Annotated in this window: 10 protein-coding genes and 8 pseudogenes; 7 read left to right on the top strand and 11 right to left on the bottom strand. The window is 60.2% G+C overall.

Features of this window, described 5'->3' with window-relative positions:
- Window positions 1-51: 51 nt before the first annotated feature.
- From CNE_RS33480 to CNE_RS33475, 3 genes and pseudogenes are all read right to left on the bottom strand, one after another.
- A pseudogene (locus CNE_RS33480) lies at window positions 52-357 on the bottom strand (DDE-type integrase/transposase/recombinase); the annotation flags it as partial.
- A pseudogene (locus tag CNE_RS40020) lies at window positions 347-484 on the bottom strand (IS5/IS1182 family transposase); the annotation flags it as partial. The pseudogenes CNE_RS40020 and CNE_RS33480, both read right to left, overlap by 11 nt.
- 494 nt (window positions 485-978) lie before the next feature.
- Entirely contained in the window at window positions 979-1230 is a 252-nt protein-coding gene (locus tag CNE_RS33475) for a hypothetical protein (protein ID WP_013959180.1), read from the bottom strand.
- A gap of 546 nt (window positions 1231-1776) precedes the next feature.
- Here CNE_RS33475 and tnpA point away from each other — a divergent pair.
- From tnpA to tnpC, 3 genes are all read left to right on the top strand, one after another.
- The gene (tnpA, locus tag CNE_RS33470; protein WP_013954296.1) at window positions 1777-2265 is read left to right on the top strand and encodes an IS66-like element accessory protein TnpA; all 489 of its coding nucleotides are present in this window, start codon (window positions 1777-1779) and stop codon (window positions 2263-2265) included.
- The gene (gene tnpB / locus CNE_RS33465; RefSeq protein WP_013954297.1) at window positions 2246-2599 is read left to right on the top strand and encodes an IS66 family insertion sequence element accessory protein TnpB; all 354 of its coding nucleotides are present in this window, start codon (window positions 2246-2248) and stop codon (window positions 2597-2599) included. Before tnpA ends, tnpB begins: the two co-directional genes overlap by 20 nt.
- A 79-nt stretch (window positions 2600-2678) precedes the next feature.
- Window positions 2679-4262, top strand: a complete 1584-nt coding sequence (gene tnpC / locus CNE_RS33460; RefSeq protein ID WP_404997160.1) for an IS66 family transposase — start codon at window positions 2679-2681, stop codon at window positions 4260-4262.
- 80 nt (window positions 4263-4342) lie between these two features.
- Here tnpC and CNE_RS33455 read toward each other — a convergent pair whose 3' ends face one another.
- The gene (locus CNE_RS33455) at window positions 4343-4603 is read right to left on the bottom strand and encodes a hypothetical protein (protein WP_041229049.1); all 261 of its coding nucleotides are present in this window, start codon (window positions 4601-4603) and stop codon (window positions 4343-4345) included.
- A 172-nt stretch (window positions 4604-4775) separates the two neighbouring features.
- On the opposite strand from CNE_RS33455, the pseudogene CNE_RS41910 reads away from it, so the two are divergent.
- Window positions 4776-4985: pseudogene (locus CNE_RS41910) on the top strand (IS5/IS1182 family transposase); the annotation flags it as partial.
- Between the two features lie 8 nt (window positions 4986-4993).
- Here CNE_RS41910 and CNE_RS40010 read toward each other — a convergent pair.
- Window positions 4994-5311: pseudogene (locus CNE_RS40010) on the bottom strand (integrase core domain-containing protein); the annotation flags it as partial.
- A gap of 65 nt (window positions 5312-5376) precedes the next feature.
- Between CNE_RS40010 and CNE_RS33445 the strand changes: the two are divergent.
- Window positions 5377-6630: an IS256 family transposase gene (locus CNE_RS33445; protein WP_017510466.1), complete on the top strand. Its 1254-nt coding sequence runs from the start codon at window positions 5377-5379 to the stop codon at window positions 6628-6630.
- Window positions 6631-6676: 46 nt separating this feature from the next.
- Here CNE_RS33445 and CNE_RS33440 read toward each other — a convergent pair.
- Window positions 6677-7554: pseudogene (locus CNE_RS33440) on the bottom strand (IS3 family transposase); the annotation flags it as partial.
- Window positions 7555-7623: 69 nt separating this feature from the next.
- Here CNE_RS33440 and CNE_RS33430 point away from each other — a divergent pair.
- Window positions 7624-8427: pseudogene (locus tag CNE_RS33430) on the top strand (IS5 family transposase); the annotation flags it as partial.
- Between the two features lie 251 nt (window positions 8428-8678).
- Here CNE_RS33430 and CNE_RS33425 read toward each other — a convergent pair.
- The 5 genes and pseudogenes from CNE_RS33425 to CNE_RS33410 all read right to left on the bottom strand — a co-directional run bounded on the left by CNE_RS33425 (window position 8679) and on the right by CNE_RS33410 (window position 12774).
- Entirely contained in the window at window positions 8679-10145 is a 1467-nt protein-coding gene (locus CNE_RS33425; RefSeq protein ID WP_013959175.1) for an ATP-binding protein, read from the bottom strand.
- A 263-nt stretch (window positions 10146-10408) separates the two neighbouring features.
- Complete coding sequence (locus tag CNE_RS33420) at window positions 10409-11092, bottom strand: hypothetical protein (protein WP_013959174.1); 684 nt, start codon at window positions 11090-11092, stop codon at window positions 10409-10411.
- 372 nt (window positions 11093-11464) lie between these two features.
- Window positions 11465-11730, bottom strand: a pseudogene (locus CNE_RS42485) (DUF1016 N-terminal domain-containing protein); the annotation flags it as partial.
- Between the two features lie 20 nt (window positions 11731-11750).
- Window positions 11751-11951, bottom strand: coding sequence for a hypothetical protein (locus tag CNE_RS33415; RefSeq protein WP_013959173.1), 201 nt, complete (start codon window positions 11949-11951; stop codon window positions 11751-11753).
- Between the two features lie 532 nt (window positions 11952-12483).
- Window positions 12484-12774 carry a hypothetical protein gene (locus tag CNE_RS33410; RefSeq protein ID WP_013959172.1) on the bottom strand — a complete coding sequence of 97 codons (291 nt, stop codon included), beginning with the start codon at window positions 12772-12774 and terminating at the stop codon, window positions 12484-12486.
- 375 nt (window positions 12775-13149) lie between these two features.
- Between CNE_RS33410 and CNE_RS33405 the strand changes: the two are divergent.
- Window positions 13150-16076 (top strand): annotated as a pseudogene (locus CNE_RS33405) (Tn3 family transposase).
- The last annotated feature ends 308 nt before the right edge of the window (window positions 16077-16384 follow it).

Raw genomic sequence — 16384 nt, 5'->3', positions numbered from 1 at the left:
TGTCGCAGTAAGGACGTGGTGGAACAGCCGGGCCTACCACGTGAATCGGGGTCAGGCGGCCAGCGAATAGAACTGCTCTGCTGCGGACGTAGCGCTTCCATCCGGGCACTTCATCTGGCCCTTTGCGATCATGTGCATGAGCTCGATGCCGCCCAGCAGGATGCGTGCGCAGCGAAAGTCCTTGAAGCCGAGCATCGGTCGAGTCAGTCGCTTGATGGCCCGATGCTCCTGCTCGACGATGTTGTTCAGGTATTTGCTCCGCCTGATGACGGTGGGCGCTTCACGTTCGGCGTTGATGTCGTGCAAGGCGGCCAGGTTGGCCGGGCTGCCGTCGATGGTCACCGTGCGCGAACAACCGGTCCATCTTCACCAGCGCCTGGTTGGCCATGGCGCGGATCGAGCGAAGCGGGTGGGACTTCGGCACAAAATCATCGAGCCTCCGTATAGTGAACAAGCTCTCCGTGAAGGTGTCTGCGCCGCGCATGAAAGTAGGGTTGGATGGGGTCTTCAAATCAACGCTTCAGTCAGTCGTCGCGCTCACGTTCGCTCGAGGTATTTCAGCGGCCTGCTAGTAGGCCACCGGCGAGATCTTGCCGTTCATTGCACCGTTCGCTAGCATTGCCATTTCATTATTTCACCATCATGAAAGTAAGCGTTGGTACCACCCGACGGCCCTTGCCATGCTCTGCAAGACTTCTTATTGGCGTTTATACTCACCCTGTCTCCTCCCTTTCACCGAAGGGATTCCAGCCCGCCCTTGCAGCGGGCTATTCTTTTTTCGCTTGGTTTAGGTCTTCGCCCTAACGCGGGCAGTGGTGGCGTCTGAACCGCCGCAGGGAATCTGCTGGCATTGACCTGTAGCGAGGCTACGCGAAAAGAAGCCACGGGGACGAAGTAAGCGGAAAATCCTGCCTCCCTTCCGGAAGCGGACAGCCGCCAGCGCTACACCGGCACAGAGTGCGTTGAGATTGGCCGAACTCAGGATTCCCGACAACGAGCACGCGGCCGCGCATCAGCAGCCTCTACAGCCAGACTGCGCTGCTCATTCTGCAGGCGCTCGTGCATCGTCTCGCAGCGAATCAACATCATTGTCGCGGGTTCCGCATCCGCATCGGCGACGTCCGCCTCTGCGGCGCTGCGCAGATATACTTGCCGGGAGACAATGGCGACGATCACAATGATGGCGCCGACGCAGAAGGCTCGGGCCAAGAAATGAAGATGTCGCGCCATGGAAATTGCCTGGTAGCAGGATTAGTTGGGTGGCGAGACTACACCAGGATGTCGCGGCGTGATGCTACGCCGTTGCAGGATTGACAGCGCCTCCATTTCGCCATATGGAGGCGGGACCGCGCCGCCAGTGACACCACATCGGGCCTGATGAGTATGCCAAAGACGATCGCGCCCCTGCCGCGCGGCCATTACTGGGCCACGGCCGCACGCGCCCTTTCCGCTGGACGGTCCTAACGGCCATCACAGTGTTCCCACTGCGTCAGCGACGGCAAATGGGTCACCTTCCATAGGCAGGGGGTAGAGGTCTGGGCGTGCAATGCGTTGTATGCCGCGGCCCATTTCGACTTCGCTCCCGTTCCCAGCGCGTGCGGGTCGGACGCCGCTTGAGGTGTGGTGACGACGGCAGACCTCTGCCCCCTCCCCGGCCATCAAACATAGCACCCCTAGGGAAATGCTGATCAATTGTAAGCGCGAAATTTGCCGCACATAGCGCCGGAAGCCCAGACGGCGCAGGATTGTGTCCACTGTTTTTAGTGGACACAAGTCATGGACCAGAGCGATTTGGATTGCTTGCCGCTGCGGGCGATCAACGTCGGCGCCAACGGCAAGCGCAGCTTTGACAAGGGCGACAAGCGGCGGTTGGTTGAAGCTTGCCTGCAGCCGGGGGTATCGGTGGCTGGCATGGCAATCAAGGCCGGGGTGAACGCGAACCAGTTGCGCCGCTGGATCGAACAGCACAAGGCGGAACAGAAAGACGCTGATGGCACGATGGATGCCATCGAAAGTGCGCCGGCGGCGTTCGTTCCCGTGGTGGAAGTTCACGCAGCCGGCCCCAAGGCCGGAGCGGAGCTGCCAACCGTGCCTGAACCACTGCCTGTGCGAACGTTGCAACCGCCGCAGCCATTGCCTGCGCGCCTGGTGGCGCGGTTGCCAAACGGTGTGAGCGTTGAGCTCGAATGCTCGGGGCAGGATGCCACGCTGGTAATGGCGACCATCGAAGCACTGGGCCGCTGCCATGTTCCGGCTCGACGCTGACCTGCAGGTCTACCTGCACCGCAATGCGGTGGACTTCCGCCTCGGGATCAATGGGTTGGTTGCCCTGGTCGAGCAGTCGATGCAGCATGATCCCTTTGCCCGCGCCGTCTACGCCTTTCATAACCGTCGGCGCAACCGCATCAAGCTGTTGCTGTGGGACCGCAACGGGTTCTGGTTGCTGCTCAAGCGCCTGGAGGAAGACCGCTTCGTGTGGCCGCGGCGTCAGCAGGCGGTGATCGAGCTGACGACCGAGCAGTTGCACTGGCTGCTGGACGGTATCGACGTGGACGCCGTGCAGCGGCACCCGTCGCGCAAATATCAGCACACGGGTTGAGTCGTCCGGTGTGACGTATACCCGATTGGACGTCGGCTGCACTATCGTGTTCAGCATGAACGAACACGACCTCTCCCAATTGCCGCCGGCCGCCCAGGCCTATATCCGCGAACTCGAAGCGCGGGCTGCTGCCAACGCTCAGCACATCGCCGAGCTGAACGAGCGCATCGGGCTCCTTGAGGAACAGTTCCGCCTCGCGCAGTCCAAACGCTTCGCACCAAGCAGCGAGAAGCTCAAGGACCGCGTGTTCGACGAAGCCGAACAAATGGCCGCAGCAGAGCCGGCCGACGATGATGAGGATGAGGTGCTCGCGCTGCCGGACACGGGGTTGCCGGAGCCTGATAAGCCCGCAGGGCGCAAACGTGGCCGCAAGCCGCTGCCGGCGGAGCTGCCGCGCCAGCGCATTGAGTACGACCTGACCGAAGACCAGAAGATCTGCCCGTGCTGCCGAGGTGCACTGCATCGCATGGGCGAAGAAGTCAGCGAACAGTTGCACATCGAGGTAAAGGCCTCGGTACTGCAGCACGTCCGCTTCAAATACGCGTGTCGGCACTGCGAGCGCAACGCCGAACGCACACCGGTGGTGACCGCACCGATGCCGGCGCAACCACTTCCTGGCAGCAACGCAAGCCCAGCGATGCTGGCGACTGTCACCACCGGCAAGTACGTGGATGGCACGCCGCTGTACCGCATGGAAGACGCGCTGGGTCGCGCCGGTATTGAAGTTGGCCGTGGCACACTGGCCAACTGGATCATCAGACCCGCGCAACTGCACTACAGCCGGCTGTACGAGGCGCTGCGCCGCTCGCTGCTATCGCAGCCACTGATCCATGGCGACGAGACGACGGTGCAGGTACTCAAGGAGGAAGGCAAGGCCGCGCAGAGCAAATCGTACATGTGGGTCTACCGCAGCGCGGAGGACAGCGAGCAACCCGTGGTGCTGTTCGACTACCAACCGGGGCGCGGACAGGAGTATCCGCAGGCGTTCCTCGCCGGCTACCATGGCATGCTAATGACCGATGGCTACAAGGCCTGGCGCACGCTCGAAGGCGTCACGCACTTCGGCTGTGTTGCGCACGCCAGGAGGATGTTCGTTGATGCGCAAAAGGGGCAGAAAAAGCCCAGCGCTCGAGTGCTAAAGGCGCTCGAGTCTTTCCAGGCGCTGTACCAGGTCGAGACGCTCGCCAAGGCAGAGCTGCCCGAAGGTGAAACGCGCGTCGACTACACGTACCGGATGCGTCAACAGCACAGCGTGCCGCTGCTGGAAGCCCTCAAGGCATGGCTGGACCAGCAGGCGCCGCAGGTACTGCCGGAAAGCCTGCTGGGCAAGGCCATCGCCTACGCGCGCAACCAGTGGGAATATCTGAGCCGCTACGTCACCGATGGACGGGCGCCGGTAGATAATAACGCCATAGAAAGAGACATCCGGCCATTCTGCACAGCGAGAAAGGCCTGGCTCTTTGCAGACACCGTCGCTGGGGCGAAGGCGAGCGCCATGATCTACAGCCTGATGCTTACGTGCCGCGCCTGTGACGTCGAGCCGTATGCTTATCTGCTCCACGTGCTCACAGAGCTGCCACAGCGCGCGCCGGACGCTGACATCAGCGACCTGTTGCCGTTCAACTTCGCACGGCGGCAAACCGCGCCGCCGCACCCTGCCTGAGCGTCAGATCGATCGTTGCCCCCAAGTCGGGGACTCCATCACACTGAGAGAAGCCCCTCGTTACCGGTAACGGCGAGGCGCTAGCGGGGCACGTTGAAGTAGAGATCCCACTGTTCCGAATCCGGATCGAGCCTGCGCACGATCGCGTCGTCCGCTCGCGCGATCAGCCGCTCCAGCATCTGACGCTTCGTGACCGCGTAACGGTGCGCCAGCCGTGCAAGAGCAAGGTCGGCTTCCGTACTGACCCACATGTCCAGCCGCCGCTCTCCGTTGCCGTCCTTGCCCGCCGTCCCGCGCCTTGCCCGATAGGCGGCTTGCCGCTGTGCTGTCGTCTGCGCCATCCTGCACTCCTTCATCTGCGTTACCCGGTAACACACCGTTCTGCAACGTTACCGGGTAACAATCGACTCCTCAAGGTGTGCTGAATCTAGCGCTTACGATCAATTCAGCCACGGGTCATCTGGCGGAAAGCGTGGCGCGTTGAAGGTGAAGGCATGGAAGACAAAGACAAGGATGAAACAAACGAGCTTTGCCGAAGTTGAGTTCGCGAAGAAGAAGCGCGTGACTCGGCGCGAGAAGTTTCTCGGGGAGATGGATCGGATCGTGCCGTGGGCACGGTGGACCGCGTTGATTGAGCCGCTGTATCCGACGAGCGGCCGTGTTGGGCGCCAGCCGATTGGCGTGGAGAGGATGTTGCGGATGTACTGTCTGCAACAGTGGTTCTGTAGTGGTCAAGTTATTTCGGACAGGCAGATAGGTTCTTTTTCTATCGATTTCGCCTCGTAGGCAGCGGGCGACAGATACCCCAGGGTTGAGTGCAAGCGCACCGGATTATAGAAACCAACGATGTACTGGGTGATGTCGCGCCGTGCCTCGGCGTGGTTGGCGTATTGACGCTGCCACACGCGCTCCATCTTCAGGTTCAGGAAGAACCGTTCCGTCACCGCGTTATCCCAGCAATTGCCTTTTCGACTCATGCTGCAAACAATCTGATGGCGTGCCAGCAAGGTCTGATACTCCGCGCTCGCGTACTGACTGAGCCTGTCAGATTTCTTGTGTGTTGAGGTCATGAGACGATATCGAAAGAAACGCCCTTATGACCGAAACAACAAGCATGACCAAGAAGAGCAAGAAATCGAGCGCGCCGAAGCTGTTTCCGGATGAGTTGATCGATCAACTGCTGGCTCAGGTACAGAACAAGGACGCCGAGTCGATTCTCGGTGAATCAGGTTTGGCCGGCCTGCTCAAGAAGCAGTTGGCCGAGCGTATGCTTGCCGCCGAACTGACGCACCATCTGGCCAGCGAGGCCAAGCAAGGCAAGAGCGGCAATCACCGCAACGGCAGCAGTGCAAAGACCGTCATCACGCCCAACGGCGAGCTGGAACTGGACATTCCGCGCGACCGGCAAGCCACCTTCGAGCCGCAACTGGTCGCCAAGTACCAACGCCGGCTGTCCGGCTTCGACGACCACGTAATCAGCATGTATGCACGCGGGATGAGCGTGCGTGAGATTCAGGGCCATTTGCAGGAACTGTATGGGCTGCAGGTCTCGCCTGACCTGATTTCCACCATCACCGACGAAGTGCTGGCCGAGGTCGAACAATGGCAGCAGCGCCCGCTGGAGGCGATGTACCCCATTGTCTACTTCGACGCGCTGCGCCTGAAGATCCGCGACGAAGGCACCGTCAGGAACAAGGCGGTGTACCTCGCGCTGGGCATCCGCGCCGATGGGCGCAAGGAAGTCCTCGGCCTGTGGATCGAGCAGACCGAAGGCGCCAAGTTCTGGCTCAAGGTCTTCAACGAACTGAAGAACCGCGGCCTGGAGGACATCCTGGTCGCCGTGGTCGATGGCCTGCGCGGCTTCCCCCAGGCCATCGAGGCCGTCTACCCGGCCGCGCAAATCCAGACCTGCATCGTCCACCTGATCCGCAACTCGCTCAACCTGGCGAGCTGGAAGGATCGCAAGGGCCTGGCGACCGCGCTCAAGCCGATTTACCAGGCTGCCACGGCCGATGCCGCTGCCACTGCGCTGGATGCCTTTGCCGGCAGCGACTGGGGCCGCAAATTCCCGACGGTGGCCGACATGTGGCGGCGGCAATGGGAGCAGGTCATCCCGTTCTTCGCCTATCCGCCGGAAGTGCGCAGAATCATCTACACCACTAATGCCATCGAGAGCATGCACATGCAGTTGCGCAAGATCGTCAAGAACCGGGGCCACTTCCCCAGCGACGAAGCCGCCAGCAAGCTGCTGTACCTGGCCTTGCGCAACATCGAGAAAGATTGGAAGATGCCGCCCATCACCTGGAAACAAGCGGCCAACCAGTTCGCCATTCTCTTCGGTGACCGCTTCACCAACGCCCTACGCTGAGATTTATTTAACCGACCTCAGCACACAGAATTCCTGACACCTCCTACTGACTGCCCCTATCCGAGTGCAGCACCAGTCCCGGCGCTGGCCTTCGCTGCTGCAGCGCCATGCTCAGTGCCGACATCACCAGGTCGGCCGGCATGGTCGGCGCCATCGACCAGCCCACGACCTTGCGCGAGTACAAGTCCAGCACGACCGCCAGATACAGCCAGCCTTGAGCCGTGCGGATATACGTTATGTCCGAAGTCCAGGCCCGATTCGGCTCGGCCACGTCGAATTGCCGGTCCAGCACGTTCTCTGCCACTGGCAGCGTGTGCTTGCTGTCAGTCGTCGACACGAACTTACGCTTCCAGGTCGCGCGCAAGCCCGCTTCGCGCATCAGCCTACGAATCCGGTAGCGGCCAAGGCGCACCCCTTGTTCCCGCACCGCATGCATGACACGCCGGCTGCCGTAGCTGGCGCCGCTCGCAGCGAACGCCGCTTTGACGTGGGTCTGCTCCTGCAGAGTCTTCATGCTTGGCTTGGCGCGGCGGTGCGCATAGTAGCCCGAGCGGCTCACCTGCAATACCCGGCAGGCGTTACTGACCGATACGGCCTCCTGTTGCAAGTGGGCTACCACCCGGTAGCTCACTTCAGTTCCCGCGCAAAGAAGGCCGAGGCTTTTTTTAGCAAGGCGTTATCCTCGCGCAGTTGCCGATTCTCCGCCTCCAGTTGCCGGATGCGCTGCTGTTCCGCCGTCAGCGGCTTGCCCACGCCAGGCCCGCCGGCGCACTCTGCATCGTACTGCGCCATCCAGCGCCGAACGGCCGTCTCACCAAGCTCCATCGACCGGCAAACCTCGCTGACCGATAATCCTTGGTCTCGCACCATCCGTACTACTTCCAGCTTGAAGCTGGCGTCAAATTGTCGGCGCCTTCTTGTCATCTATCTTTTTTCCTCGTCGATTCCGGATTGTCCTCCTATCGACCTGTCCGAGGAAATTAGACCACCACATTCAGTCTCAGTGACGAAGCCGTGGAAGACGCCCTCTACGACAGCCAGGCGTTGCGTCAATTCGTGGGTGTGGATCTGTCGCAAGAGTCGGCGCCGGATGCGACTACGCTGCTCAAGTTTCGCCGGTTGCTCGAGAAGCACAAGTTGACTGCCGCGATGTTCGGTGAGGTCAAGGCCGTGCTCAGTGAGCGGGGGCTGCTGATGCGAGAGGGCACGATGGTCGATGCCACCCTGATCGGGGCACCGAGTTCGACCAAGAATAAGAGCAAGTCGCGCGATCCGGAGATGCACCAGACGAAGAAGGGAAACGAATGGCATTTTGGGATGAAGACACACGTCGGCGCCGACGCCGACTCGGGACTGGTGCACAGCTTGCACACGACGGCGGCGAACGAAAGCGATATCGCTCACACCCATCACCTGCTGCATGGCGAGGAAAGCCAAGTGCATCTTGATGCGGGTTACACGGGTGTGGAGCGCAGGGATGAGATCAAACAAGCCCAAGGGCAAGGGACGATCCGCGCTGACATAAGCTGGCACGTAGCAGCAAAGCGCAGCAAGGTTGAAAAGATGCCGGAAGGTCGGTGGAAGGACCTGACGAAGGCAGTGGAGAGAAAGAAGGCCCAGATTCGGGCGCGGGTAGAACATCCCTTTCACGTGGTGAAGAACTTGTTTGGTCACAAGAAAACCCGCTACAAGGGCTTGGCCAAGAACACGGCACAGATGTTCAGCCTGTTCGGTCTCGCAAATCTGGTGATCGCCAAAAAGCCGTTGTTGGCGTTTCAGGGGAGCTATCCGTCTTGAAGATGCAAATCGAGCCCGAAAGGGCACGAGATGGGGGGCATGCGGCGCGAAATCGGGCTCAGATCTCTCTGCTTTCCGCATGGTGAAAATCGGGCACCAAACAGCCGTCAATCCCCAGCGCCGCTGCTATTGATCAGCAATTCCCTAGCGCGCGGGCAAAAATTCTGTGTACGGGTGTTATGTCGAATGAGTCGACTTCCTCGCAGGACATGGAGTCCGTCGTATTCATACCAGTCCAGTCCAATCTGGTCTTAATGACGTTTCAGAAACTCGGCGAACAACGTGTCGTCTATGAGGTAGCCGCGCCCTGCCGTCTTGGCCAGAACACCGGACTTGCGCAGGCGCTCCAGAGCGGCACGGACCTTCGACACCGAAGCGGTGAAACGCGGGTCTTTATTGAGCAATGTAATCGTGCCCTTAGCGAACGGTGCGTGACCCTTCGCGATGACGCTCAGCAATACCTGTTCAAATGGCTGCAGGCTTGCCAGCAGACCTTCCCAGCCCGCGATAAGTCGTCCGTCTTGAACGAAGCGATTCAGAGCAAGCTGCACGTCCGTCACGCCCTCGGCTGACATCCATTTCACCAGGTCCTTCATCAATGCTGGCTTGTGACCGAGATACTCGAATGCTTTTACAAGATCGTCGACATCAAGGGTCTTATCGGTGTGCACTGATGCATAGTGTTTGGCCAGGGCCTTGGGGTACTCGATACCCAGTGCGGGAAAATCGAGCAACTGGGCAAATTGATACATCGGTCCGCCGGAAGCGACCGTCATTGCTGCCAAGGCCTCTTGCGAGGAACCCGTGAAAACCGCGAGGACGTCTCGCTTGCGCTTCTGCAGAACCGCTCGGATCGTAGCGATGGCTGATCGACCGTCGGCGATCTCGGCCAGCACTTGCACTTCATCCAACATCAGTAGAACCGTATGGCCAGATTGCGACGCCAGCCGTGCGACCAGCGTGTCAAACCGGAGTGCAGGATCGTCGGGCAGCTTGCGCCTGGTAGGCTCTTCGCCCAGCTCGACACTGGCGCTGAGCATCCCAATTTTCTTGACGGGTGTTTTCCCGATCTTTCCGGCGCGGGTCGTGGGCACAGTGAGATCATCAAGCGCCTCTTCCAACGCATGGTTGATTGCCGCCAATGGCGCAGCCTGATTCAACCAGAGATCCGCATAAACGGGGACGAACCGCGCTTTTCGGGATACAGGAGTGAGATCCTGGTCCAGGAAAAACGTCTTGCCGACCCGCCGTGGTGCAAATAATGCAATTGGCCGCCCAGGCTGAGCTTGGAGTAGTTGCAAGTAAGATTTCGCCAGTTCGGGCCGGCGGATCTCGATATCGTCGAAGGTAATCATGTGGGTATTGTCGTCCATTGTCGTCAAAACGGCAATTGTCGTTTTGACGACAATGGACGACAGCGAAGGTGACGTGCCTGACTGCCACAAGAAGCCACGCCAAACGCCCTTCCCAACCACCTGCGCCCATCCACTACGCCACGGACAAGCGTCCTGCGGTAGATGCGCCTCTTTGCGCACCTGGGCTGTACTAACACCCCGGCTTGGACGGCGAAGGGGGTGCGCCCGGGACGTCCCCTTTTTGTCAGACATGAACCGCATACTGGGGTCGGGCGCCAGCTCGAAGCCCTTGGAATTCATTGCCGCGATCGCATCGAAGATGAGGCGCGCGATGGCATCTTGGTCATCAACGAAAGATTGCATGTCAGCGTCTCCCATTTGGAAGCCGGGGTGCATCTGGTTCAGCGCAATGCCGACGGCAGGTGTCTCTTCTACCCTGAAACCAGGTCGATGGCGGAACTCGCTGTCCAAATTCGGGAGGCCTTGGGTCGCATGGGCGAGCCAGGTCGCGCAAGAGCTTGATCCTCTAGATATGCGCCGGATCCAATTCCCGAATCATCGCAGCAACGCTCTTCGCATTGAGATCCGTGCCATGTGAGAGCAGCGTGGCGTACAGCGAAACGAGTTCACGCGCCTCTCGCGCGCGGGTCGGCCTTGGCGTGTTCGATCGCCTTAAGTGTTTCTGAGTCGAGCACTGCTTGGGCGTCTGACGGAATGGCAAACAGTTTGCCGTCGATGTCATGGACGTGTAACTGTTCATGGGTGACAGCATCCGTCACCAGCGCGCGGCCGGTCAGGCGCAAGGCGGCTTGGAGATGTGATTGTCCCGAGACGATCCGGTATTTCCGTCCTTCTGATCGTCTCACCACCGCGTCAGTGGGGATCTCGCTGAGCTCGATAGCGCCGAATCCGGGGAGCGACATTTCCTCGATGCGATTCTTGATACAGGCGACCATCACGGCGGCGCCGGGGCGCTCGGTTGCCGCTAGCCGTTCATATTGACCGAGGAGGATGTTGGCCTTCTCGATTGAGGGCGTCGTATAGACAAAGGATTGGATGGCGGTCGGCGGGCGCGTCAACCGGGTCGCCATGATTGCGAATGCCCAGTCCCTCTTGTAGTTGCAGTGTGGGCAAACCCAGCCGTACTTGGTGGCAATCAGGATGCCAGGGGCGCCACCTTCGACTCCGTGGCGATGATCGGCGCTGTTCCTGCAGGTGAAGGCGCGCAGAACCGGGCCGCCGAGGCAGACCTGGTTCTCGTTGAGCTTCTGAACCTGATCGTCGGTGAACGGTGCGCGAATGTAACTCATGGCATGTGAGAAGGCAGTTTGGGCGTAGCGTCGCTATCGCCGCGCAGCCGGCACCCGCCACGCTCTGGAGTCTGCCCGGAGGCTTACAGAAACTCTGGGCGCCGGGACACACTGCGGCCGCCGCGTCCTTCCAGTTTATGCCCGGGAGAAGGTCTATGTTGCTTTTGGCCGGGCCCGAACCTTTTGTGTGCTGCCCGACCTAAATCCATTCCGCTTCCTCGACTCGAAGCAGCCAGGACAAATCTGCCCGTCCTGCTCGTGGCGCAAACTGCCGACCATCGACTTCGTGCACGTGCAGCATTTTCCCGGTGGCTGCGCGACTAGCCATGCTCGGCGGCCTCCTTGGCATATCATTCGCGCTGTTCGTTTGGACCAAGCCTCGGCAAGCGCGCGCATGTACTTGAGGTTGCGCGGCGAAAACCCTAATGTCTGGAAACGTCACCCGCAGATCGCGTGCGAGCCGGTCTATCCCCCGGGCTGCCCATCCCTGCTGTGCTGCCGCTCGAGGATGTCACGTCCGATCTGCCAATAGAGCGTCACGAGTTCCCGGTGACCGAGAGGACCGCACTCCGGCGTGCCTGCTCGACCCGAGTTTTCAACCCAGCGAGCCAAGCGGTGTAATCGGGGGAAGGGAGCAAGGCGGCCGCATGAGCAGCCTCTAACTCGATGCTCGGTCGATGCGTGCCTGAGCATTGCTCTTTGCATCGACCATCGCCAGCTCCCGCGTGCCAAACGCGTCGCATTGACTTTCAAAAGTACCTTGCCCGTCAAGAGTGTACGACCAGTGCCAGTGCCCGAATGTCCTCTCAGACAACTCCATGACGACATCGTGGTTCTTGTAGAAGAAGCTGTCTTCCATCTGCTCTCCAGTATTCGCGGTAACCCCACCCCAGGCCATCTCGCAATAAGTGTGGGTGGTGGAGTTCAGGAGAGTCGAGGCATGACGTCAGCCCTGACCTAGATAGACATCAATAGCGCGCTTGCCATAGTGGATAGCCGCTTGTTCGGCTGCCTCGCGCGTGAAGTAGTCGGTTTGGTCAGTAGTCGGGCCGTAAACCATTTCAAAGTCGAGAACTGGCCGTCGGACGGCGAGCAGGTAATGCCACTTTTGCCCCGGTGGTGTCCCTGCTGACCTGGGCGACTTCGAAAGCCACAACATTGACGTACATGCCACGGTACGGCTCGTGGACACAGCGCAGCCCCTCGCCCATGGTCGCCCCCGTTCGGGTGGTCATCTAGGGAATTCTAGGAAAAACAATCTAATGCCAACAGGAGCACCAAACGCAGACCGCCAGAGAGCCTCGAAGCCCCCCACAGCGATTGACTTGGTCGGCGGTCTTGCGACTGCTGCCCGGCACCAGGGAAGCGCGTGACGATGCCGCGCTGTATTGCTATTTCGCGTGCAGCATGACGGTCCCTTCAGATATAGTCGGCGCGCTGGCACCGGTACCCGCAGCGTTCGCGGCGATCCAGTCCTTCGCCTGCTTAACGCTTTCATCCACGCCCGCCTTGTCATTGCAGGTGGTGACAGAAAAGCCGCCATCGGCGGTCCGCACCAGCGTATAGCTGACAAAGCCCTGGACTGAACGCATCAGGGATTCGATTTCCGACGTCCGCTTTTCCAGCAGATCAAACAGCTCTTTGGCGCCGGCTCCCGAATAGGATCTGATGACAGTGTGCATGATCCGTCCCTCCTATAAATGGCCCCGGATTTCGCGTAGTCGCGCTGCAAAGCGTGTGCTTGCACCAGTCTAGTCCTTCGCCGCCAACCCCGGGCGGCATGCCGCCCACTGTCGCAACCCCGCCGGCGCAGCGTGACGGCGCCCGGCTCACTCCAGGTCGGTGATCCACCGCGGGTTCAAGGCATTGTTCGGATCGAGCGGGTTCTGTATCGGGGTAGTCGTCCTTTTTGTGCAGAATCTTACGGTTTCCCCGCAAAGCCTTTCTTTACAAGGCGCTCCGAGCAAAACAGACAACCGCCTGCTGGCCTTGAGTGACTTCGGGAGTACCATGTCCGCCCGCGGTTTTGGATCGTATCACCTGGATGGGAGCGGACGATGCCGGGCTTGGGATTTCGCTATGTGGGAAAAGACAGCTTGCCTTCTCGATTGTCGGAATTTGATGTCGAGTACTATTTCGCGCTGACCGGCAGCGACATTGCCGCAATTAACCAGAAATTTCGGCGTGCTGGCCGGGCCGGAGCCGCCATCCAGCTGGCATTTCTGCGGGCAAGTGGACGTACTCTTGACCAACTGAACACACTCCCCCGTCAGCTCTTGCGATACGTGGGCGAAAAGCTGGGGTTACCAACTCCGACGATCGCCTCGCTGCGCACCATCTATCAGCGATATCCGACGCTGTATGAACACCAGGTCTGGGCCTGCCAATACCTCGGCTTGACACGAATCGATGACGATCACTGGAGAGGCCTCGAAGCTTGGATGCGGCAAGATGCTGCCGAATCGCTGTCCCTTGAGGAGTTGATTCAGCACGCCCACTACTGACTGTATGAGCGACGGATTCTGATTCCTTCCACACGAGCGCTGCTGAGCCTTGCTCGTTCAATTTGGGCGGGCATCGAGCGAGATTTGCTGGTGACGATTGAGGCGGTCGTCCCCCTGTCGCAGAGAGCAGAGGCCGAAGCTGCAGTGTTCGCCCAACATGCGACATCGGGAACGACCGTGCTGGAATGGCTCAAGAGCCCGCCAGGACGGCACAGCCCCTCAACCATAAACGAGACGCTGGCCAAGATCCGCTTCCTGAAGGGCCTCGGCGCGCATACTTGGGCGTTTGATGCCATTCCGATCGAGAAGCAGCGCGCCTATGGCCAGCGTATCCAGGCTCGCCGTCCTGCCAAAGTCCGTGAACTGAAGACCTCCACGCGTACGATTGAGCTGGTGTTCTTCCTGCGTGTGACCTTGCTCGAGCTGACGGACGCGATGCTCTACCAAACCGGGCGGCGCGTTTCAGACCTAGTTCGGCAGGCCTACAACAGGACCACGACTAAGCAAGCGCGCTCGGCGATCGAATACCGGCAGCAAATAGTCGAGATCAAGGCCTTGGTTGACGATACCCGCCGCTCGGCCGAAGAACGGCTGGCGGACATCGGCAAGCTGCTTGAGGGCCTATCTGCCAAGCCCCCGGCAAGCCACGCCGCCGCCGTGCGCGAAACGCTTACGGAAGACCACCACCGTATCCGCAACCTTCTGACTCCCTTGCGGGAGTTGGAATTTGCCAGCAACGGCACCGATCCGGCCCTGCGGCAGCTTGAGTTCATCGGTCGTCTGTACGACCAAGGCGCGACGGAGTTGCCGCCCGATTGCAAGGTGGCGGTGGGCGCGAGCTGGCGTGACCTGGTTGATGGCGAAGACCGTCAGCGCGCGTTGCGTGCGATGGAAGCTTGCGCGATCACGGGGCTGCGTAAGGGGCTGCGCGGCGGTACCGTGTGGATCATCCATAGCCTTTCGTTTCGAGCACGCGATCAACTGCTGATCCCGCCGGCTCAGTGGGATTCTGAGCGGGACCGGTATCTGTCCACACTTGGCTTGCCGAACCAGGCGGACACGTACCTCAATCCCCTCATGGATCATCTGAAGGCGGGCCTCGCGGCACTGGACGAGGCCCGTGCGGCAGGCCACGTCACGATCGACACGAACGGCGTGCTGCATCTATCACCACTCGAAGCGGCGGAAACCGACGGCATACCCACGCGCACCCGTGATCTGCTCTTCAAGGACATCGGCAACGCGCAGTTTGCCGACATGATCCTCGAGATGGATGCCCGTACCAATTTCAGCGAAGTGCTGCTGGCGCGCAAGGCCGGAGACGCGCACGAGCTGATCGCGCTCTACGCCGCGCTGCTCGCACATGGCACCGAGCTCGACGCCAAGGGCGTCGCCGCCATGATTCCGCAGCTCGATCCGACGCACATCTCCACTGCGATGCGCGTGCTTGAGATGCCCGGGCGGCTGCGCCGCGCGAACGAACGGGTAGTGGAATTCCAGCGCACGCACCCGATCACCGAGTTATGGGGAACCGGTCAACGGGCGTCCAGCGATTCGATGAGCCTGGACACATCCCCACATTTGTTCTATGCCCGTGCCGATCCTCGACGCCGCACCCATGCCGTCGGGATCTATACGCACGTGCTGGACCAGCACGGAATCGTCTATAACCAGCCTATGGTGCTCAACGAACGCCAGGCCGGCGTGGCCATTGAAGGGGCCATGCGCCACAATGAGAACCGCAGCGACGGCGGGCTGCTTCGACTCGCGGTCGATACCCACGGATACACGAACGTTGGGATGGCAGTGTCCAAATTGCTCGGCTTTGATCTATGCCCATGGCTACGCAATCTGTCGGAGCGCAAGTTGTATTTGCCGCGCGGCTTGCAGGTAACGAATGGACTGTCGGCCGCCGTCTCGCACGAGATCTCGCTCAAGGCAATCCGCGACGGCTGGGATGGCTTGTTGCGCCTGATCGCCTCCATCCACTCGGGTAGGCTGAGTGCAATCGTCGCGCTGCAGCGGTTCGGCAGTGCCGCCCAAGGCGACCCTATCCATCGGGCAGCTGATCATCTTGGTAAGATGCTGCGCACACTCTTCTTGTGCGATTTTTTCAGCAACACCGAGTTTCGTCGGGAGCTGCGCACGCTACTCAACCGAGGGGAATCGTGCACCAACTCCAGCGTGCCATTTACTCGAACAAGGTACGCCATAATCGCGGGCGCCGTCAGGACGAAATGATCGCGATTTCCGGATCACTGACACTGCTGACGAATCTGATGATTGGCTGGAACACCCAGCGTATGCAAGCGACGGCTGATGCTTGGCGCCGCAAGGGGCAACGGATTGAAGATGACTGGCTGCGCCGCATGGGGCCCGCACATTTCGCGCATGTGAATTTCCGGGGCATCATGAGCTTTCCGATCCACCTGTATCAAGACAGCGTCCTTGAGGTGCCACCGCAGCGGCGGGCGGTGTAGCAAGAATCGAGATCTTCGCCGACATGCGGTTGCTGGGCTGAACCAAGCCCGCGTCCATCAAGCCCGCGCGGAAACCAAACGCGATGCCCTCCGATCCGCAGTCCAGAAGCAAGCGGACGAACTAGCCGAGATCACCGGACGGCTCGACGCCCAGCAGCAACTGCTGACGGACTATCGGACAAAGCGCGTGGCGCTGTTCCAGCAGCTTGAATGCGTAAGGTTTTGCACGAAAAGAACGGCACTTGCAAAATCGACGGATTTTCAACCCATTGATTCAAAAGGGAAATTTTAAGGGAACCGTAAGATTT

Source organism: Cupriavidus necator N-1 (assembly GCF_000219215.1).
Classification (GTDB): domain Bacteria; phylum Pseudomonadota; class Gammaproteobacteria; order Burkholderiales; family Burkholderiaceae; genus Cupriavidus; species Cupriavidus necator.
This window is presented reverse-complemented; position numbering and strand designations above follow the sequence as displayed.